Source organism: Bdellovibrio sp. MYbb2 (genome assembly GCF_056175685.1).
Genome location: NZ_JBJKJI010000001.1, coordinates 905451 through 924753, shown reverse-complemented (window position 1 = coordinate 924753; position 19303 = coordinate 905451). Strand labels below are relative to the sequence as shown.

At 49.8% G+C, this 19303-nt stretch carries 20 protein-coding genes and 1 other RNA gene; 12 read left to right on the top strand and 9 right to left on the bottom strand.

Translation table 11 applies throughout. From position 1 onward, the window contains the following. Positions 1 to 12 precede the first annotated feature (12 nt). Genes AC04MQ_RS04635 through AC04MQ_RS04625 form a run of 3 tightly spaced genes read left to right on the top strand, consistent with a single transcriptional unit; the run spans position 13 to position 2866 of the window. Positions 13 to 1014 (top strand): hypothetical protein, encoded by a 1002-nt coding sequence (locus AC04MQ_RS04635; RefSeq protein WP_475391278.1) that lies wholly within the window; start codon positions 13 to 15, stop codon positions 1012 to 1014. A gap of 9 nt (positions 1015 to 1023) precedes the next feature. After that, on the top strand, positions 1024 to 1743 hold the full coding sequence (locus tag AC04MQ_RS04630) for a DUF481 domain-containing protein (protein ID WP_475391276.1): 720 nt from the start codon (positions 1024 to 1026) through the stop codon (positions 1741 to 1743). A 13-nt stretch (positions 1744 to 1756) separates the two neighbouring features. After that, a complete protein-coding gene (locus tag AC04MQ_RS04625; RefSeq protein WP_475391274.1) occupies positions 1757 to 2866 on the top strand; it encodes a BamA/TamA family outer membrane protein in 1110 nt (369 codons plus the stop codon). Position 2867: 1 nt separating this feature from the next. Here the strand turns inward: AC04MQ_RS04625 and AC04MQ_RS04620 are convergent, their stop codons facing one another. Continuing rightward, complete coding sequence (locus AC04MQ_RS04620) at positions 2868 to 4001, bottom strand: hypothetical protein (RefSeq protein ID WP_475391272.1); 1134 nt, start codon at positions 3999 to 4001, stop codon at positions 2868 to 2870. A gap of 152 nt (positions 4002 to 4153) precedes the next feature. On the opposite strand from AC04MQ_RS04620, the gene AC04MQ_RS04615 reads away from it, so the two are divergent. Next, complete coding sequence (locus tag AC04MQ_RS04615) at positions 4154 to 4951, top strand: hypothetical protein (RefSeq protein ID WP_041578060.1); 798 nt, start codon at positions 4154 to 4156, stop codon at positions 4949 to 4951. 76 nt (positions 4952 to 5027) lie between these two features. Here the strand turns inward: AC04MQ_RS04615 and AC04MQ_RS04610 are convergent, their stop codons facing one another. The 3 genes from AC04MQ_RS04610 to rnpB form a co-directional block, all read right to left on the bottom strand. After that, positions 5028 to 6392: a DUF1214 domain-containing protein gene (locus AC04MQ_RS04610; RefSeq protein ID WP_475391270.1), complete on the bottom strand. Its 1365-nt coding sequence runs from the start codon at positions 6390 to 6392 to the stop codon at positions 5028 to 5030. A 104-nt stretch (positions 6393 to 6496) separates the two neighbouring features. Next, positions 6497 to 7810, bottom strand: coding sequence for an alpha/beta fold hydrolase (locus AC04MQ_RS04605; protein WP_475391268.1), 1314 nt, complete (start codon positions 7808 to 7810; stop codon positions 6497 to 6499). A gap of 89 nt (positions 7811 to 7899) precedes the next feature. Beyond that, positions 7900 to 8284, bottom strand: an RNA gene (gene rnpB, locus AC04MQ_RS04600) — RNase P RNA component class A. A gap of 97 nt (positions 8285 to 8381) precedes the next feature. Between rnpB and AC04MQ_RS04595 the strand changes: the two genes are divergently transcribed. The 3 genes from AC04MQ_RS04595 (at position 8382) to AC04MQ_RS04585 (ending at position 11179) form a co-directional block, all read left to right on the top strand. Next, positions 8382 to 8858, top strand: a complete 477-nt coding sequence (locus tag AC04MQ_RS04595) for a fibronectin type III domain-containing protein (protein WP_475391266.1) — start codon at positions 8382 to 8384, stop codon at positions 8856 to 8858. A gap of 140 nt (positions 8859 to 8998) precedes the next feature. Next, entirely contained in the window at positions 8999 to 9421 is a 423-nt protein-coding gene (locus tag AC04MQ_RS04590) for a cysteine rich repeat-containing protein (protein ID WP_475391264.1), read from the top strand. A gap of 168 nt (positions 9422 to 9589) precedes the next feature. Continuing rightward, positions 9590 to 11179, top strand: coding sequence for an ATP-binding protein (locus tag AC04MQ_RS04585; RefSeq protein WP_475391262.1), 1590 nt, complete (start codon positions 9590 to 9592; stop codon positions 11177 to 11179). Here AC04MQ_RS04585 and AC04MQ_RS04580 read toward each other — a convergent pair. Continuing rightward, positions 11169 to 11996 (bottom strand): Bd3614 family nucleic acid deaminase, encoded by an 828-nt coding sequence (locus AC04MQ_RS04580; protein WP_475391260.1) that lies wholly within the window; start codon positions 11994 to 11996, stop codon positions 11169 to 11171. The two genes, AC04MQ_RS04585 and AC04MQ_RS04580, sit on opposite strands and share 11 nt — an antisense overlap. Before the next feature lie 46 nt (positions 11997 to 12042). Here AC04MQ_RS04580 and AC04MQ_RS04575 point away from each other — a divergent pair, with 46 nt between their 5' ends. The 3 genes from AC04MQ_RS04575 (at position 12043) to AC04MQ_RS04565 (ending at position 15059) form a co-directional block, all read left to right on the top strand. Next, positions 12043 to 12960, top strand: coding sequence for a class I SAM-dependent methyltransferase (locus tag AC04MQ_RS04575; RefSeq protein ID WP_475391259.1), 918 nt, complete (start codon positions 12043 to 12045; stop codon positions 12958 to 12960). 126 nt (positions 12961 to 13086) lie between these two features. Beyond that, positions 13087 to 14373, top strand: coding sequence for a polyamine aminopropyltransferase (speE, locus tag AC04MQ_RS04570; RefSeq protein WP_015092599.1), 1287 nt, complete (start codon positions 13087 to 13089; stop codon positions 14371 to 14373). A gap of 65 nt (positions 14374 to 14438) precedes the next feature. Then, a complete protein-coding gene (locus tag AC04MQ_RS04565) occupies positions 14439 to 15059 on the top strand; it encodes a superoxide dismutase (RefSeq protein ID WP_015092600.1) in 621 nt (206 codons plus the stop codon). 57 nt (positions 15060 to 15116) lie between these two features. On the opposite strand, the gene AC04MQ_RS04560 is transcribed toward AC04MQ_RS04565, so the two are convergent. Together AC04MQ_RS04560 and AC04MQ_RS04555 are read right to left on the bottom strand one after the other, a co-directional pair. Next, complete coding sequence (locus AC04MQ_RS04560) at positions 15117 to 15890, bottom strand: hypothetical protein (protein WP_015092601.1); 774 nt, start codon at positions 15888 to 15890, stop codon at positions 15117 to 15119. A 123-nt stretch (positions 15891 to 16013) separates the two neighbouring features. Next, on the bottom strand, positions 16014 to 16583 hold the full coding sequence (locus AC04MQ_RS04555; protein WP_041578064.1) for a flavodoxin family protein: 570 nt from the start codon (positions 16581 to 16583) through the stop codon (positions 16014 to 16016). 87 nt (positions 16584 to 16670) lie between these two features. Between AC04MQ_RS04555 and AC04MQ_RS04550 the strand changes: the two genes are divergently transcribed. Then, positions 16671 to 17246, top strand: coding sequence for a hypothetical protein (locus AC04MQ_RS04550; protein ID WP_041578065.1), 576 nt, complete (start codon positions 16671 to 16673; stop codon positions 17244 to 17246). Between the two features lie 61 nt (positions 17247 to 17307). Then, positions 17308 to 18183 carry a hypothetical protein gene (locus tag AC04MQ_RS04545; RefSeq protein ID WP_015092604.1) on the top strand — a complete coding sequence of 292 codons (876 nt, stop codon included), beginning with the start codon at positions 17308 to 17310 and terminating at the stop codon, positions 18181 to 18183. A 94-nt stretch (positions 18184 to 18277) separates the two neighbouring features. Here the strand turns inward: AC04MQ_RS04545 and AC04MQ_RS04540 are convergent, their stop codons facing one another. Further along, positions 18278 to 18835 (bottom strand): BON domain-containing protein, encoded by a 558-nt coding sequence (locus tag AC04MQ_RS04540; RefSeq protein ID WP_015092605.1) that lies wholly within the window; start codon positions 18833 to 18835, stop codon positions 18278 to 18280. A gap of 40 nt (positions 18836 to 18875) precedes the next feature. Continuing rightward, complete coding sequence (locus AC04MQ_RS04535) at positions 18876 to 19253, bottom strand: HPF/RaiA family ribosome-associated protein (protein ID WP_041578067.1); 378 nt, start codon at positions 19251 to 19253, stop codon at positions 18876 to 18878. Positions 19254 to 19303 lie beyond the last annotated feature (50 nt).

The following is a 19303-nucleotide window of genomic DNA, read 5'->3' as shown; positions in this document are numbered from 1 at the left end:
CGGAGGCTTGACGTGAATTACATCATCTGGATCATGGCCATTGCATCACTTCTGATCTGCGTTCGCAGTCAGGCAGAACCGCCAACCGAAGAAAGTCCGCGCGTTCTGGAGCCTGGCAACACCATTCAGGGGAAACCCTATCCCGCCTATCACCCCGACAACAACCGTGAAAAAACCTGGGACCATGCGCTGCCTTTTTTAGGCCAACGGGTTATCGACAAAGGCTTCAGCCTGCCTTTGCCTTACGGGGTCAGTCTGATCTTCTTTCATCAAAACCAGGGGTTCAGCATTGAATCCATGGAAGTCGCATTTCGACCGGATGTTCCTTATAAAAATATCGATTTCATCGACTTTTCAGGATCAAAAGTCGACAACACCAGCTGGCAAACCAAATTGGATGCGTGGATCTTTCCTTTTTTGAATGCTTTTGTCACTTTGGGTTCCGTCAAAGGAACCGGAACGGTTCCCATTTCAATTGCCAAAGCAGATCTGTATGACTTTTTCACCCCGAACCTTTGTTCTGGCGGGTCCCCGCCCGCCTTTTGTGAAGGTTATTTTTCGGCGACCGCACCCATTGACTATAACGGCTTCAACTATGGTGTGGGTCTTTTACTGGCTGGTGGATATCAGGACTGGTTCTTTGCAGCCCCCATGACCTATGTCATCACCAACGTGAACGTTTCCGATGATGACATCACAGCGTTCAGCTTTATCCCGCGGGTTGGTTACAACTATCGCACACCCCGCAGTGGCAAATTCGGTTTCTATGTCGGCGCAAATTATCTGAATACGAAAGTGAATCTGACCGGCCACTATTCACTGCCCTTGGCCGGGGATCCGAACGTGGGAGAAGACGTGACCGTCCGCTATCGTATGAGCCAGCAGCCTTTGGACAAAGGGAATGCCCTGGCCGGAGTCAACTGGGAACTCAGCACTGAATGGTCCGCAGTTCTGGAGCTGGGCTTTTCAGACAACAAAGAGAATCAGACCCTGAACGTCAACTATCGCTTTTAAGGAAATAAAATGCTGATTCTTTTTCTGGCCATCGCTTCTTTGTTTGGCGCGTCCTCAAAGGATACTCTGCATACGCCCAGTCCCTTTCATGTGACACTGGAAATGAGCCTGCTGGAAATGCGCGGGGGCAGTGATTCGGATTCTTACGCCGCCAGCCTTGATGCCGGCTACGACCTGGATGCAGGAAAGATCTCATTGTACGGACATTTTCTGCGCACCAAAGACAATGGCATCGAAAACAACAGAAACTGGCTGGGTGGTTTTCGTCTGGAAAGAAATTTGAACCTGACTGAAACCCGGGGCTATTATTTTCACCAGATGGAATCTGATCCTTATGCTGGCATCATTCAACGTGACAGTGACGAAGTCGGCGTTCAGCAAAGACTTGTCGAAAACGGACAGAACCTGTGGCTGGTGGAAGCCGGAATCCGGTATATGAAGGTCAATCCCTTGAATACATCCAACCGATTTCAGACCGCCGCGCGTCTGCATTCCTTTTACCAAAGAAAACTGACAGCCCGGCTGAGCGCCGAAGTCTGGGCCGAATATATTCCCAATTTTACTGATGCAGGAATGGATCTTGCCAATGCCGAGATCGGATTGGGTTCGTCTTTAAGTCCGCAGCTTTTTGTAAAGCTGGGTTATCTTTTGCAGTACCAGCGCCAGCCTTTTGCCGGTCTTGAAAACACGAGTTCCCTGACAACCTTGAATCTTATTGCCAGCTACTAGACGGAGGACAGAAATGAAAAAAAACCTGCTCTTCATTGCCGCGACGTTGATTGTTTTCGCCGGGCCCTGTTCCTGGGGAAATGTGTTCGTTGATCCCGAGGACGGCTATCTGGATGCCAGCCGTTGGCTGCTAGAACACAGTGGATTTTTGCCGGTGCCGATTATCATCACTGAACCAGCCGTGGGTTTTGGCGGTGGGCTGGCTTTGATTTTCATGGATAAAAGTTCCGAAGCCGCACGACCGGGTCATTTTGCTCCACCCACGATCAAAGGGGTCGCCGCTTTTGCCACAGACAACGGCAGCGCCGGGGGCGCTGGCTTCTATGTGCGAAACTGGGACAAAGACCGCTGGAGATACATGGGCGCGCTTGGCACGGCCGGAATGAATTTGAACTTTTATGGTTCCGGAGGATTTCCAGGATCGGAAGACTTAAAAATGGAATACAGTCTGGATGGTTTTTTTCTGTTGCAGGATCTGCGTCACCGACTTGGTGAAAGCAACTGGTTTCTGGGCGCGCGCTACATGTATTCAGATCTGAAAGCGACCTTTGAAGGCGGCAACCTGCCTTTGCCCGAAACCGAAAATCGCAATGGGGGCTTGGCGGTTCTGATCAATTACGACAGTCGCGACAACACCCTGTCGCCTTTGACCGGCCTGCAGGGCGAGCTGCGCTATTACATGTTTTCGGAAAATCTGGGTGGAAATCTGAACTATAACCTTTCTGCGGCCGACATTCAGGGATTTTGGAAGTGGAACGAAAACTGGGGCGGGGCCGCCCGTCTGTTGACCCGATGGACTGACGGCAGCGCCCCTTTCTATGCAAAGCCCTATATCGATCTGCGTGGTATTGCAAAACAACGTTATCAGGGTGACGTCGCCGGATCTGCAGAACTGGAACTGCGCTGGCGCCCTCAACCACGGTGGCAATACAGTGTCTTTGGCGGCGGGGGCAAAGCCAGCACCGACACAGACCTTTTTGAAAGTTCAGAATCCGCTGGGACTTATGGCGCAGGTCTGCGCTATTTAATGGCCCGGCTGGTGGGCTTTCAGATGGGATTTGATGTCGCCCGCGGACCAGAGGAAACTGTCTTCTATATCCAGGCCGGATCAGCCTGGTTCTAATTCAGTATTCGATATACGACGAAAACAGAAAGCCCAGTGTGCTTGACGACAAACCACCATCGCGAGAATCGGTGGTGTATTTATAAAATCCACCCACGCTTCCATCATAGTTGCGGTTTTTAAATCCCAATCCCCCGGTTAATAAATAAAAATTCTGAGCCCCCACCTCGGTCAGCGAAAGACCACTTAAAATATCCGCCCGGGGCAATACCGGTGCCTGCCATCCCAAGGAAATATTTTTTGAAACCGTCGGATCTGCACGCCCCGCCATCTGGCGATAACCGGAATAAGGCGCATAGGAAAGATCCATCAAAAGCCGGTGTCCGCCAATATTCCACACCTGCCCAAAAGTAAAACCCAACAAAGACTCAGAGGCTGGAGTGTACCTGGAAAAATCCTCGCGCGGGCGTGTGTCCCCGGTGCTGAATTCGTTGATGTACTGATCCCCTTCCGAATAAACATTCAGGGCTTTCCACTGTGCACTAATACCAAACGAATAAGTCCCATGAACCTGCCACATATATCCCGGCGTCAGCACCAGCGATGTCTGTTGTTCAACGTTTCGTTGTGTGCGCACGGTGGATGATCCGGAAGAAAGCGACTGGCGCAGAACAAGGCCGTCCAGCTCCCGATAGACAATATTGATACCCACGCCCCAACTCTGTTCCGCGTTGATCAGTCCGGCATAGGCAATCCCAGCCACTGCGGACTGGCGTTGCAGTTCAGAAGTGTCGATGATTTCTGATCCACTATCGCCAGAGGTTGAGCGCAGGTAATCCTGAATATTGCCGGGGTCGGAATAAAAGACTCCCATCCGCAAACCTGCTTCAATCGGAAATATGGCCGTGCCCAGCAAAGTCTCGGACTTCAGCTGCCCGGTTTCGCGGGTCAAAGTCGTTCCCGAAAATTCCTGATAACTAACAGCCGATCCGGAAAGGGACAAAGCCGGGTGATCCGTGAAGTAAGCTATGCCGGCCGGATTAAAAAGCACAGCCCCTGGTGACTGCGCCAGTCCCGCCCCGGTATTTCCCAAAAAAGCCTCGCGGTGACCAACTGGTGAAAGAAACAAAGAGGCCTCGGCCCCGCCAGTCACAAGGAATATTAGAAGCAATATCCAGCCCGCTGATTTCATCACATTTATTTTATGACACTCATCACGACACAAGAACTCTTAAGGGCGAATTACACAGAATAAAGGAATTTTGTTTTTTTCCTGTCTTTCTTCACTTCAGTATCTTGATCCTGTCAGTCAGGGAATAATGAACCTTCATGCTTGATGGAGGATCCATGAATTTCAGATTCAGAAATGTTCTTACTGCTCTGGCATTTGCAACGACAGCCTGGAACGCAAATGCAGAAGTGTCATCCGATGACATGAACAAATCCAACAATCCCCTGACTCCGATGGTCGCTTTGAATCTGCATGACTATATAACCTCATCCATCTTTGGCACGGATGAAACTTCCAACAGCTTCAATCTGCGCGGGGCTTTACCCCATTTGCTGGGCGGAATGCCGCAGCTTGCCCGCATGACCGTACCCTATCAGACAATGCCGGGACCCGACGGCGATCAGGTTTCGGGCCTGGGTGACATCAATCTTTTTGATATCTTTCTGGTAAAGGGTATTGAAAGTGTCGAATTTGGTGTTGGGCCCTATTTTGTTTTCCCCACGGCAAGCGAAGATGAAACCGGAGCAGGCAAATGGCAAGTCGGCGCCTCCGTCATGGCGATGAGTCCACACCCTTGGGGGCTTTTAGGAGGTCTGCTGACGTATCAACATGACGTCGCCGGCGACGAAGACCGTCCGACCCAGAACATCGCCACTTTGCAGCCGTTTGTGATCTATAATCTTCCGTCATCTGTTTACCTGCGCTCTACCGGGATTTGGTACTTCAACTGGGAAACCGGCGACTACTACATCCCCATCGGCCTGGGCATCGGCAAAGTGTGGAAGCTTGAAAGCGGCACCACCATGAATCTGTTCGCCGAACCCCAGTGGACCGTCGCTCACGAAGGCGTCGGAGTTCCGAACTATCAGACTTTTGTGGGTCTGAATCTCCAGTTCCCCATCACCAGACATTAAAAACGAACGTGGATCTTTAGGAATGAAGATTCTGTGAGTTGAAAGTCCGCCCTCAGAATGAAGGCGGACTTTCTTTTTATTTCAAACTGCCACTGCGATCTGATTTCGCCAGTGAACCGCTGGCTTTCACCAGAGGTGGCGGAAAGTATTTTCCATTTTCAAGATCCGCAGAAGGACCATAGAAACGCATGGTCAGGTGATAGTTTTTACCGGCGGGTGTCGGCAACCAGTTGCTTTGCGGATAACCCGACGGCAGCTTGTTCGCAAAGACCACGGTCAGCGACCCATCGGCGTTGGTCTTCAGACCGGACTGATTATTCAGGTTGTAGCGTTTCAAAGAATTCGGGACCACCTGGAACTTTTCACCATCCACCACAATGACGGACCAGAAATAGCGCACCAATGACTGCGGCTGACGATCTTTAGGGAAGGTCATCGTGTATACGTTTGTCCCATTCAGATCAGCTCCCTGCCCGTCAGTGTTGGTTTTATAATAGACAGCCTCTTTACTGTTATTGGCCCAGATCCCACCCAGATTCACCGATGAACGGGCGCGATAATCTGAACCATAGTTACCCACGGTTGTCGGATGATGCCAACCATTGCCCGCGGTTCCCAGTTTCAAAAACTGCGCACCAAAATCAGGAATCGCCCGCGTGCGAATCAGCTCGTTCAGACGGGTTCTTTCAGACCCCTTGGCGGCGCTTTGAATGCCCCGCACTTTGGCCTGCATTTCTTCCATTCCGGGATTGATATCCGCTTCGCTGGCCAGAACAGCCGAGGCATTGTCAAAAGCGGTAATTCCCGGCAGATTTTTATTGGTGAAAATCTGAATCGCAACGGGCTTGGCAATGACAGGTGTGCCGGTTGAATACAGTTTGATTTGCTTTTGCAAAGCCACCGCCTGCGACGGGTCGGCCCCCAGCTCGATTCGCGCCAGAATTCGCGACTTCACACTTGGCAAGATCACTTTTTGGACATCAGGACCCAACGCCACTGTACTGTCTTTCAAACAATAGGCAAATTTCCCTGAAGCATGACGCGGAAAAGTTCTTTCATTCACGTTCGATGTGGTTTCGCCCCAGCCATTCAAAGTCTGAATGGTATAATAGCGGCCCGTGATCTTAGGAACTTCCAGCATGGTGCAGGAATTTTTATCAAGCCCCACCCACGCCTCACTGTATGCCACATCCAGATTGGGATTGGCCCATTTCACTCCGCCGACAGAACGATGTATGATTTTATTCCAGCGAAAACCTTCATCCCGGAAATCCAGGTGCTCCTGGCGCAGAACCAGCAGACGACCCAAATAGTAAGCGTAGGCATCCACCACGTCCTTGTCACTGATGCGTTCGGTTTTTTCAGCGGCCCCCGCTGCAGAACCCGCCAGCAGCAAAACCGTCATCACGGAAGCAACAACACCCTTTGACCACTGCCACATAAAGACCTCCTTGTCTTTTAAGGAACGATCTTTATGTTAGCCCTGACTAAACATGAAATCAGATTCATTCAAAGGCTGGTGCCGACAAACATTCAGCCCCGACTTCAGTTGGAGGTGTAAGCCCAGAAATGTCCGGTGTTCTTTTTCATTTCAGAATAAAGAACCTTGGGAATTGGCAGACCTTTCACGGCGTAATCAAAGATCTGCAACTGATGTGGATTTTCGTACAGGATCAATTCCAAATTGGGATTGTGGCCACCACGAACTAAAATCGCCATCTGCTTGAAGCCCACCGGAACTTTTTTATAATGACGAACACCTTCCGGTGCCGCGGTTGCCCCATCATCAGATCCCTGGAAGTAAGTGACCGGAACTTTCACCGGATAATTTTCCGCTCGATAAATTCTGTCACCCTTGGCGCGAAGGCGCGCACACTGTTTGATCGAATCCGTGTCCACCTTGCGCACCAGCTGACCCTTGATGAATGAATCCTCGATGCTAAGATCGGGTGCCGCCATTCCCAGCTCCTGGCAGGAAATCATCATGTAAGCGATGTCGTTGGATGCAAACAAAATGTGCGGAGTATATGTGATGGGCTCATAGCTTTTGCGAACTTCAGTAAGAAATTCCTTAAACACCTTGTCGTCAGCTAAAAGCTCCAGACGCTCTTTCAGTTTTTTCACGCCGTCATTGTACATTAACTGCGTGCGCGCCTGACGGGACAGCCAGGTGTCCGGGATGCCATGAACTGTCGACACACTTTCAAGTCTTGCCATCAGGGAAGGCGACAAAGAGTTCAGCATTTTCTGCACCAGTTTGCGTCGGTGAGGCGCATCCCACAACTGCAAGCCCCCGTCATAGACGACACCTTCCAAAATGGCAGCACGGGTGTTTTGCGGAAACAGTGATGCATACATCGTCGCCGGCACTGTGCCGTAAGAAATTCCGTACACGGTCCACTGATTGATCATCAAATGCTGACGAACCACTTCAGCGTCACGCGCGACATTTTCAGAGGAATAATAAGACGGATCCAGAAACATCGCGCGGGTGTCCGGACGCGAACAACCAATCCCCCGATGCTCCATGATCAAAACATTGTAAGGCATCGGGTTGCGGAACAATCCCCAATGCGAGGTTTGGCCGGGTCCGCCCGTGAAATAAATCATGGTTTCTTTGCTGGCATCAAACCCGCGGTGGAAATAAGAGTAAACCTCGGTCATGCCCCGTTCCGGACGGGCATAGTCGACAGGGACCTGGACATAGAACCCTTTTTCGTGGGCGATCAAAGAGGCGTAGGTTTTCTGACAAAGGGATTTGCCTGATTCATATGTCGATTCAGAAGGGATATTCAAAGAAATTTGGGCCTGCGAAGCCACGCCCGCAGCCATGATCAGGACAAACAACAGTGTTTTCATGTGCGGGAATTTAGCCCAAAGAGATATCCTAAGGGCACGAAAACTCTCAAGTTTTGCAAAACTTGCAGAGTCGTCGAAAAAGAAGGCGGGATCTCGGTTTTGCTATAAGCCGGATTCTGTCCAAACTACCAGGTCCCATAATTTGCCCCGATAATCGTGGATGATCATTCCTCTGGGAGTGGCATTACTGACACCCTCAAGCGATCTTACCCGGTGACTACGGGCTGGCCGCCCTACTAGTGTCACCCTATTTGATCTTGCTCCGCGCAGAGTTTGGCTGTTTTCACTCCAGCAGCTCCCCAGACCCTCCCGTTCCCGGTGTCTGGCTCAATGCCCTGGACATTCTCTCTGTTCCACTGTTCCTTACATTACTGTAGAGGGGCGTTACCCCTTGCGCTGCCATATGGAGTCCGGACTTTCCTCTCTAATTTCAGGAATTTAGAGTATTATTAGAGCAATCATCCGCAAAACCGTGGGGATTTCTAACACCGTCCAGCATTTAGCGCAAGAAGGTTTTCTTAATCCCGGTTTTATTTTACTTTCTAAGCATCGTTTACAAAAGGATTAAATCATGAAGATCTTGGTATCTCTATTCGCGTTCGCTATGACTTTGACTCTTGCTTCTGCTTCTTTGGCTGAAGAGGCTCATGGTGGTGGTGGTCACGGCGGCGGCCACGGTGGTTTGACTGAAAAGATGAACTCCCTGTTCCCTAAGCCAAAAGCCGATCCTGCGAAAAACGAAGTTCCTGCAAAACCAGAGCTTGTAAGCCCGGCTTATTACACTTCCATCAAAGCTGACAAAACAACTTTGACTTGGAAATCCGTTACTGGCGCGGACGAGTACCACGTTCAAGTGGCTACAGATGCTAACTTCAAATGGCTGGTGGCAAACGAATACTCTGTTAAAGGCACGACTTTCGAAGCAACTGGTTTGGAAGCTGGCAAACATTACTTCTGGAGAGTCGCGGCTGTGAAATCCACAAACTGGAGCACATTCCGTAAGAGCTTCTTTGCAATGTCCATGTTCGAAACACCGGCTGCAAAGTAACACGTCCTTAGCTTTCTCGTTCTAAGTTCTTCAAGAGCCCTCCATACTTTCTTTCAGAGAGGGCTCTTCTAAAAAAATCTTCCCTTTCAAAACTGAATACAACTTCACTGGATGGCTTGATCACTCCGGAGGTTTCGCCTATGGAAAATCGTTTCATCGTCGGCGTGCTGACATTGATCTTTACGCTGATTTTTATATTCTCTATTGAAGCCCTGGCTCAGACGGAAAAAACCGCGCTGGATCCCTGTCGTGCGGATCTAGGCCGCTATTGTCAGGATATCGAACCCGGCGCTGGAAATTTTTTGAAGTGTCTGGATGATCACAAAGACAAACTGACCAGCGACTGCCGCATCCGCAGTCAGAAGGTGCATCAGCTGATGATGGAACTTCGTCGTGCGTGCAACAACGACTTGCTGCAGTTTTGCGATATGCTTAAACCCGGCGAAGGCCGCATCCTGCGTTGTCTGAAGGACAACAGTCGTCAGCTTTCCAATTCATGCACAGTGGGGATTCGCAACGCCATGGAAGCGCGCAAAGCTTTGCTGGAAAATCAGTGGCCGTAAAATTTAGAAAAAAACTGATTGTTAAGCCGCAGTGAAGTTCAATGATTCATCCACATTATGAAAATTATGTCTGTCGAAGTGCAGGACTCATAGCGTAATTACAAAACTTTAATCCCCAGGGAGTTTTGTAATTTTATTAATAAACATGACTGTAGATACACTTATGTCATGACTCATTCGGTTTATGAGGCTCTATTAAATTCAAATGCGGTGATCGAGTTCGACAACCAGGGATACATTCTCTGGGCCAACCCGAATTTCCTGAATCTCATGGAGTATGAACTCGAAGAGATCGAAGGACGTCATCACTCAATATTCCTGCCGGAGTTTCACCAACACGAGCTGGAATATCAAGAAATGTGGAGCCAACTTGCTGAAGGACAAGCCCAAGCAGGAGAGTTCAAGCGACTTACCAAAAAAAATCGCGAAGTTTGGATTCAGGGATCTTACACTCCAGTAAGAAATCTGCAGGGTGAAGTTTCCAAGATCGTAAAAATGGCCGTCGATATCACCGAAAAGAAAAGTCTTTCCGACAATCTTGAAAAGAAAAACAAAGAGCTTCTGGGCGCAGCCATCAAAGCCAAAGCGGCCACGGACGCCAAGACCGTGTTCCTGGCCAACATGAGCCACGAAATCCGCACGCCGCTTAACTCAATCATCGGCATCACTGACACACTGGCAGAAACTCCGCTGGATGATCAGCAGTCTTCCTTCGTGGAAATCCTTCAGCGCGCCAATCATCAGCTGATGACCATCATCAACGACATTCTGGATCTTTCCAAAGTGGAAGCCGGCGAAATGGAACTGCGCCCGCTGCCGTTTAATTTGCCACGTCTGCTGGATGAACTGAATGCCGTGCTGGGATTCCGCGCCAAAGAAAAAAGTCTGAAGCTGTCGCTGGCGATTGATCCTGATGTTGAAGAATACTTCGTGGGAGACTCAGATCGCCTGCGCCAGGTTTTGATGAATCTGGTGAACAACTCGATCAAGTTCACGGATACGGGCGAGGTTTCGCTGCAGGTTTCTGTGAATCGGACATCTCACAAAGGCAATCTGCTGTTCAGCGTGACCGACACGGGCATTGGAATTTCCAAACAAAAATTCAAAGACATCTTTCAGCCGTTCACTCAGGCTGATGCCACAACAACCCGCAAATACGGCGGCACGGGACTGGGTCTTTCCATCACCAAAAATATCGTGCAGATGATGAACGGTCACATCTGGTTTGAATCCCAACCGGGTCAGGGCACCTCGTTCTTCTTCACGATTTCCGTACCTTCCACAACTGAAAGGAAAACGACCATGCACAATCCTTGGCAGGGCCGCTACCAGCTCAGCGACATCAAACACAATATTTCTCAAAGCCGTCTGCGCATTCTGGTTGTGGATGATGTCGAGGACAACCGCCATCTATTTGGAATTTATCTGCAAAAAACCGCTCACGCCGTCAGTTACGCCAGCGGCGGGGCCGAAGCCGTGGAAATGGTCGCCAAAGAACACTACGACATCATCTTTATGGACGTGCAGATGCCGGGCATGGACGGATATGAAGCCACCCAGCGCATCCGCGAAATGGAGCGCCAGTTAAATCGCACTCCGGCGAAAATCTTTGCCTGCACCGCAAACGCCTTCCAGGAAGACGTCAAAAAAAGCATTTCCGCAGGTTGCGATCTGCATCTGTCCAAGCCCGTGCGCAAAGACACCATGCTAAAAGCGATTTCTTCTTATTTTAGCGAAGCACCCGAAGCTACGTTTTAACGTGATGATTCAGACCGTGCTGATCCAGTACGGTCTGCCGTGACAGCCCGCCTTTTTCCTCCACCGAATAGTAAACCTTCATTTGTGAAGGATCTTCACACCAGTGATAGATCATGCCTGCGCACATCTTGCACGGCTTGTGGGTCGAATATAGAACCGCCCCCGGCGGAATTTTCTTTCCGGTTTCACGGTACAGACGCTGCACCAAATTCACTTCAGCATGCAGGGTTTTGTTTTTAGAATTTGAATTCACGCCGTAACTTAGAAGCTGCCCCTGATCATTCAGCAGGAAGGCTGCGATATCGCGGTCATAGTCATGCAGCACATCCCCTCGGGGAACTAAACGCGCCAAGCCCGAAGCCAGCTCCAGCTGTTTTTCAGGGGTTTTCGCCGGATGGGCCTGCAACCAGCTGAAAACTTCAGGCAAAGGCTTTTGATTTTCCTGATTCAGATGCGCGACCGACATAACAACCTGTCCGGCGTCGCTGATTTCCACCAACTGAACGCCGGGGTCTTCGCCATGATCGTGCGGTTTGATATCTTCAGTGATGCGTTTGGCGACGACTTTCACCATACCCCGGCACATTTCAGTCAGTACCGCTGTTGTGTAAATACGCTGACGCAGAATAAAAAAGCTGTGATCGACAAAGCGGTCAAAAAGCCCCTGCAGCAGCTTTACCACTGCCGATGAAGGTGCCTTTACTCCTGACGGAAAGCGGGCGAAATAAACGGTCCCCTTGTCTTCGACAAAGGCGACCTCTGCACCGTCCAAGGCGAGTAAAAATGCTATATGTTCTGCCCTTTTTTCTGCCAACATCGAGGAATTGGTACCATATCCCGGCTAAATTGTCTAAAAAGCCCCCATGGACATGATCAAAAACCGCCTTGAGAAAAACTACAAAAAACTGAAAAGCTGGGCTGAACGCGCCCAGATCGAGGCGTACCGTCTGTATGACCGGGATATCCCTGAATACCCGTACATCGTCGACATCTACAAGGATCACTTCCTGATCTACGACAAGAGCGACCTGCGCGATCTTGAGAAAAACCACCTGCCCCATGTGCAAGAGGCCCTGAAGGCCCTTTTCAAATGCGATGACAGCAAGATCGTGGTCAAAAAACGTGAGCGCCAGGAAGGTCTGAAGCAATACGAAAAGCTCGACGCCAAAGAAGAAACCTTTGTCGTGCGTGAATCCCAGGCTCTGTTGAAGGTGAACCTTTACGACTATCTGGACACCGGCCTGTTCCTGGATCACCGCCCGATGCGCCAGAAAGTGTTTAAATCTGTCAAAGACAAGAAGTTCCTGAATTTGTTCTGCTATACCGGTTCGGTCAGCGTGTTTGCGGCCCTGGGTGGCGCCACCACAACCAGCGTGGACATGTCCCAGACGTACCTGCGCTGGGCTCAGGAAAACTTCCAACTGAACAATCTGGATCCGGCCAAACACAACTTTATCAACGCCGACGTTCTGGAATGGATGCGCATCACAAAATTACCGAACACTTTCGACGTGATCTTCCTGGATCCGCCGACGTTTTCGAACTCCAAAAAAATGGACGAAAGCTTCGAGGTTGAAAGGGACCAGGAGTTCCTGGTGGAAAGCTGCATGAACATGCTGCGACCAGAGGGAATACTCTATTTCTCGAATAATAAACGAAAGTTTAAAATGTCTCCGGCGGTGCTGTCCAAATACAAGGTGAAAGAAATTACCACCGAGAGCATCCCCCAGGACTTCCACGACAAAAAAATACACAACTGTTTCGAGATCAGAAGCAACTAGGGGCCCAACCAGCCCCTTTTCCCTTTTGGGGACAAAAATACCTTGCCCCACAGGTAAAAACGCCCTAGAACCCCCTAAATTTTACTTATTAAGGCCACTTTGCATGGGCCGTTGGAGGACAGGGAATTGAAAGCTTTAGGTCGTCATATTTTGGTTGAGTTCAGTGGATGTAACGCAGAAGTTCTGAACGACGTTTCCATCATCGAAAGAAGCATGGTCGAAGCGGCGCAGATTGCTGGTGCGACAGTCATCAACTCCACTTTCCACCACTTCTCCCCATGGGGCGTAAGCGGTGTGGTTGTTATTCAGGAAAGCCATTTGGCTATTCATACTTGGCCTGAATACCGTTATGCGGCCGTGGATCTGTTCACCTGCGGTGATTCAGTGGATCCTTGGGTTTCTTTCGAGCACCTGAAAAAAGCTTTCCAGGCGAACTATTCGGCGATTGAGATGAACCGTGGTTCTTTGCACGTCATCCAAAAATCCGACTTCCAGCCTAAAATCATGCGTGAAAAGCCGTCTTTCGATCTTTCCAAAGGTCACCAGATCGACCGCAACGTATGGTTCACTGACAAAGACGAAAACCAGGCGCTATCTTTACGCTATACGGGCGATGTTTTGTTTGATGAAACAAATCAGTTCCAGCGCGTGCGCGTTTTGGATTCTTATTCTCACGGCAAATTCCTGGCGATCAACAACATGGTTATGTGCACCGAGCGTGATGAATACCATTATCACGAAATGATCACTCACCCGGTGATGCAGACTCATGGCAGTGCGAAAAACGTACTGGTTATCGGTGGCGGCGATGGCGGCACCATCCGTGAATTGTTCAAATATAACGTGGACAATGTGACCATGGTTGAAATCGACGAGGCAGTAGTTCGTGCTTCCAAAGAGCACCTTCCAAAAATCGCCAGCGAATTCAACAACCCGAAATTGAATCTTATTATCGGTGACGGCATCCAGTTTGTTAAAGACGCGCCTGCGAACTCTTACGACGTGATCATCGTGGACGGATCTGATCCTGTAGGTCCGGCAAAAGGCCTTTTCACTGCGGAATTCTATAACAACTGTAAAAACGCATTGAAAGACGGCGGCTTGGTGATCACTCAAGGTGAATCCCCAATGTTCCATGAAGGCACTTTCGTTGAATTGAACCATTGCCTAAAAGGCATCTTCGGCAAACAAAGTGTTCACACCATGCTGTTCCACGCAACGACTTACCCGTCTGGCATGTGGAGCTTGCAGGTTGCAGTCAAAGGATCCAAACATCCGGCGAAGGACTTCAATAAAGACCAAGCGGCCAAGTTCGCTCAGGACAAAGGTCTTAAGTACTACAATGAAGACCTGCACACTGCGGCCTTCAGCCTTCCTACTTTCGTCAAAACAATGCTTGGCGATAATGCTTAATTGATAGACCGCCTCCTGTTTTCATTATAGTTTCATTTAGAAAACTAAACAAAACAGGAGGCGTAATGTTCAAACTTCCAAATCTTCCCTACGCAAAAACCGGTATTGCTCCCTTGTTCAACGAAGAACAAATGACTTACCACTACGACAAGCACCACAAAGCTTACATCGACAATCTGAACAAGTTCATGGAAACAGATGCATCCCTGAAAGGTAAATCCCTTGAAGAGATCACTTTGACTTCCACGGGTGGCATCTTCAACAACGCCGCTCAGGCCTGGAACCACACATTCTTCTGGTTCGGCATGAGCCCTGCTGGTCAAGGTGGCCAACCATCTGCAGAACTCACTGCTGCGATCACTCGCGATTTCGGTTCTATGGATGAATTGAAAGCGAAGTTCGTTGACGGTGGTGTAAAAACCTTCGGTTCCGGCTGGATCTGGTTGTGCATGGACGCTGCTGGCAAATTGTCTTTGGTTTCCACTTCCAACGCAGCGGTTCCTTTCACTAACAACGGCCCGACTCCATTGTTGGTTGCTGACGTTTGGGAACACGCTTACTACGTTGATTACAGAAATCTTCGTGCAAAGTATCTTGAGACTTTCTGGGCGCAGGTAAACTGGAACTTCGTTTCCGAAAACTTCGCTTCCAAAAAAGTCCGCGACCTGACAAAGTCCATGACGTAACAAAAAAGTACCTGAAAAATAAAAAGGAACTGCCTTCATCAGCAGTTCCTTTTTTTTTTAGAGTTCGAAGAAGGTTGTGGAAAGAAGGAACAGGGTGTCTTGTGTGTCTGGGGTGTAGTACACGCCGACGGAGGGGCGCGAGAACATTTCTTTCGGACGAAGCTGGGACCAGGCCACACCCACACCGGTGTTCATCTGCTCGTAAGGGGAAAGACCCGCTTCTCGCAGGTGACCATAAGCCAAAGTCACCCATTCACGATCCTTGATCTGATACTGAATATCCAGACCGTACTCAGCTTCACACTTCAAAGAATAGACAAAGACCAAACCGTTGGTGGAATCAATGTGCCCACACACCTGGGTCACGAACGGCGACATCGTCACGTTTTCATTCCAGTCGGGACGATAGTTAAAACCCAACTGGGTTGAACGCAAAACCAAATCCGGTCTTTCGACAACCTTGCCCTCTTTTTTCACTTCAGATCTAAAACGTGTTTCGGTGAATGAAGCAGCCCAGTCAAAGTTTTCCCCACGATAGAAATTTCCCTTGAGGGTGTAGTTGCGGCTGCCGGAAGCTGTTGCATAGAACATCGGAACCGTTCCGATCTCCAGACGAGGCAACACACCCATACTTAAAGCATTCGTCAGCATGTGGGAATTGACATTGGCGCCGCCAGCACGCTGATAGCCGAACTGCCACTGCGGCAAAGTGCGAGCAGAAGTACTGACCACCGGATTGAACACCACCCGTTTTTCAGGAATGACGTCGTCAAACCCCGCCAGGGATTGAACACTGAAAGCCAAAATGATGAGTGAAATCAACGCACGCATACCCGCACGCGATACAAGATAAGTGCCAATACAAAGGGGCCCGAAAGCCCCTCATTTCCCTCTGAGCGCCGCCATCCCCCGCTGACCGGGTAAATAGTTCACGGCGACCAAAAGCTGATCAGATTATTTCAACCATTTGCGACGGGGGTCTTTTTTGTCGACGGGCCACGTGGTCCACGTCACCTGCAGATCACAGGCTTTCAGGAAATTTTCCACAATCAGCTCGGCGTCCTCTTTTTGCCAGAAGTCCTTGGCGTGGGAGCTCGGGTTTTTCAGGGCGATATCCGAGACCAGTGAATAGACCATGCCGCTCATCGGAGGAATCAAAAAGCCCATAGTGGACAGAGCCCCCTGAAGTCGGGACAGCACCCCTTTACCACCCACCGAATGCATCAGCACAAAGACCGCCGCAGGTTTTCCCATAAAGGCGGCCGAGCCCTCAAGTTCCGTCATATCTTCCATCAACTTCTGCAGCGGGCTTCCCCATGAATCCCAGTAAGTTCCCGTCACAAAGAACAGGCCTGAAGCAGATTCAAGTTTCTTGCGCAGTACCGGCCCGTAAGAGGTCTTTGCCAAATGCACAACTTCCACTTCGGCTTGCTTACCAAATATTTTCACCAGCCCCTTGATCCACTGAGCACAGTTGCCTTTGTCCCCCGTGGGACTGCCATTTAAGATCAAAACTTTTTTCATGCTTCCACTTCCCTGTTTCACTCGAAAGCAGGATTTCTTTGCCCCGTGCCCATGGTGGTGTTACCTCTGTGGCGCGAGGGGCTTTTCATGGTTCAATTCCTGCTTTCCACATTATTGTCTGTTTCCGCGGCTCAGGCCAAGGACATCCGTCCACTTTTTGATGCTTTGGCGGATTCCGGCGCCCGCTATGAAATTGTCGGTACCGTTTGCGAACAGGTGGCCAAGCTGAATCTGGAACAGGACTATCCAGCCCCGGACTATTATGTGGTGACCGGCATCTATTATGGAAACAAGAAACACGTCATCGGCGAACTGGATGTCGTGGTGTTCAAGTCCAGCGACAACAAGGCCGTACTGGTGGGCGAAGTGAAATGCTGGACAAATCTTTCCAGTGCCCGCTCCAAAGCCATGGATCAGCGCCAAAGATTCAAGGCCGCTTTGTCAAACGGCGGTGGCCTGATCATGGGCTGCACTTCTCAACAAACGGGATGCAGCTTCAGTAAAAAGAACTTCAAGGCTGTGGAAAAGTTTGTGTCCATCTCTCAGGATGGTGGCGAGAAGCGCGGTTTTGACATGACTCTGGGTTATTCTCTGGAAGAAATGATGGTCCTGCGTGAACAGCTGATGCAATGCCAGCAACGCGGTGAATGCGAACGCCCATAAACATTTGTCTGTACACTGAGGTCCGCCGAGGGCCACAATGAAGGCAAATGAAAGGACGTTCATGAAACACCTGATTCTTCTGCTTTCACTGCTGCCTTGCTCCGCCTTTGCGGTCACCGAAACCCTGCAAACTCTGGCACCCAAAGCGGGTCAGAATGAATTCAAAGGTGGCATCGCCTACTCTCACGTGTCGGCCGAGGCTGATCTGGGCGGATCCGCCACTTCCAATCAGTTTGTTGTTCCAGTTTCTTATTTCTACGGCATCACCACGCATCATGCGGTGGGTGTTGAAACTTACTATCTTAAAAATGATTCCAACTTTTCCAAAGCCGGCCTTTCCGGCAGCGGTGAAACTCAAGACTTCGGCAATATCGACATCACCTATAAAGGAAATCTGGATACCGAAAGCGGAACAGTTTACCTGGAAGCCGGCGTTTCATTCCCCAGCGAAAAGTATGAGTTCAATTCCAACGATGCCCAATTCAGCGCCAGCACCGGACAGACAACTGTGACTTTGGCAGCGGGGTACGTGCAAAAACTTGTCGACTTCACTCTGGGCGGTATCGCCGCTTATGACATTGCCATGGAAGGGGATGCCGATATTGACGTGGGTGTTTTTTCTGACTCGGGCAAAGTCAAAGGTGGCAGCCAGGTGCGATTCTCGTTCTTTGGTGAAGTTGAAGGGGAAAACCATCCCAACTTCAGCCTGACTTATGCCCGCACGTACAGCCGCAGCTTCAGCTCGGACACTGTTTCCGGCACGATCGACGAGGACCTTGAAATGTTCTATGCAAATTTCAGCGCGCGCATGCCGGTGGCTGAAAGACTGGAATTCATCCCGACCGCAGGACTTGCCACGGTGATGAATCAAAGCGATCGCAATCTGGAAAAATATAACATGTTCACAGCAGCAGCCCAGCTGCGCTACCTGTTCTAACAGGCATTCCTAAAAAAATGACAGGCGTCTGAATCAGACGCCTGCACATGGAGGGATGGGAAAAGGACCGCACATTATGTTGTGTCTACTTTCATCAAGAGACCTCCTTTAGTTTGTCTTCGAGGATCTCTGTCCCCTTGTTCAAAGGGGACAGAACTTCAAATTGAAAACCTACAGTCATGGGAACCCGTCTTGGCGGCTCTTTGATTTCAATGGCGTTAACGACGTCATGAACTCCAGAAAGCTCCCAGGCAGCACCAACTGCTGTCGCTTTCAGACGTGGACGGAATACCTCCCCTTCCAGTCTGACGACGGCGTCTTTGACGACCACCTCAATATGCTCTCCGCCGATTTTGATCATGTCTTCGATCTGAGCCTGCAGGATATTCTGGATTTCTTCATCCGAGCGGTAATAGTCCGCCGGCACAACGATGCGATCTTCGATCGTCCAAACACCCTCCGTTTCAGAGATGACCTCCAAAGCGGCATTTTTTTTATAACAAGTGTCGACGAATCCACTGACCACAATCACGCCGTCACGAATGACGATATCCAGATCAGCCAAGCTCACTCTTTTGTCCCATTTAATGCGGTCCCGGATCTTGCGACCCAGTTCGCCGTCACTTTGGTTTTTCAGAAGATGAGTTTTCATAAAGCTGCTCCTTGCCTTTGACGGGTCTTTGTCTTTTGGGTTATGCCACCCCTTCGAGTGGCATAGGTTGGAATTCCAGCATAGGGTCATTACGACGGTGCTGGGATTTGCGAGAGGAACGTTTACTTAGAACGCCCTTCAAAGCAGATACCGTTTTAGCTACACATCGCTTGAAGTTCTCGTCTCGTTTGACCACTTTGATCACGGTTTTCGAGCGAGATGGCTTCAAGATGACCTCACACACATAACTGGGTTTGCGAGTCTGCGATCGATGTCGATCGGTTTCCACACGCACTGTGAGGTGAGCACCACTGTCATACTTGAAGAATTCTCCAACAGCCCCTTCGACTGTTTCCAACAAGTAAGATTCGAGATTTTCAGTTTTAGTGATGTCTCTGTAGTAGATGTCTGTTTGCATATCTACCTCCTTCTTGAGTCTATTATCGTTCATATCGACAATTTCGTTAA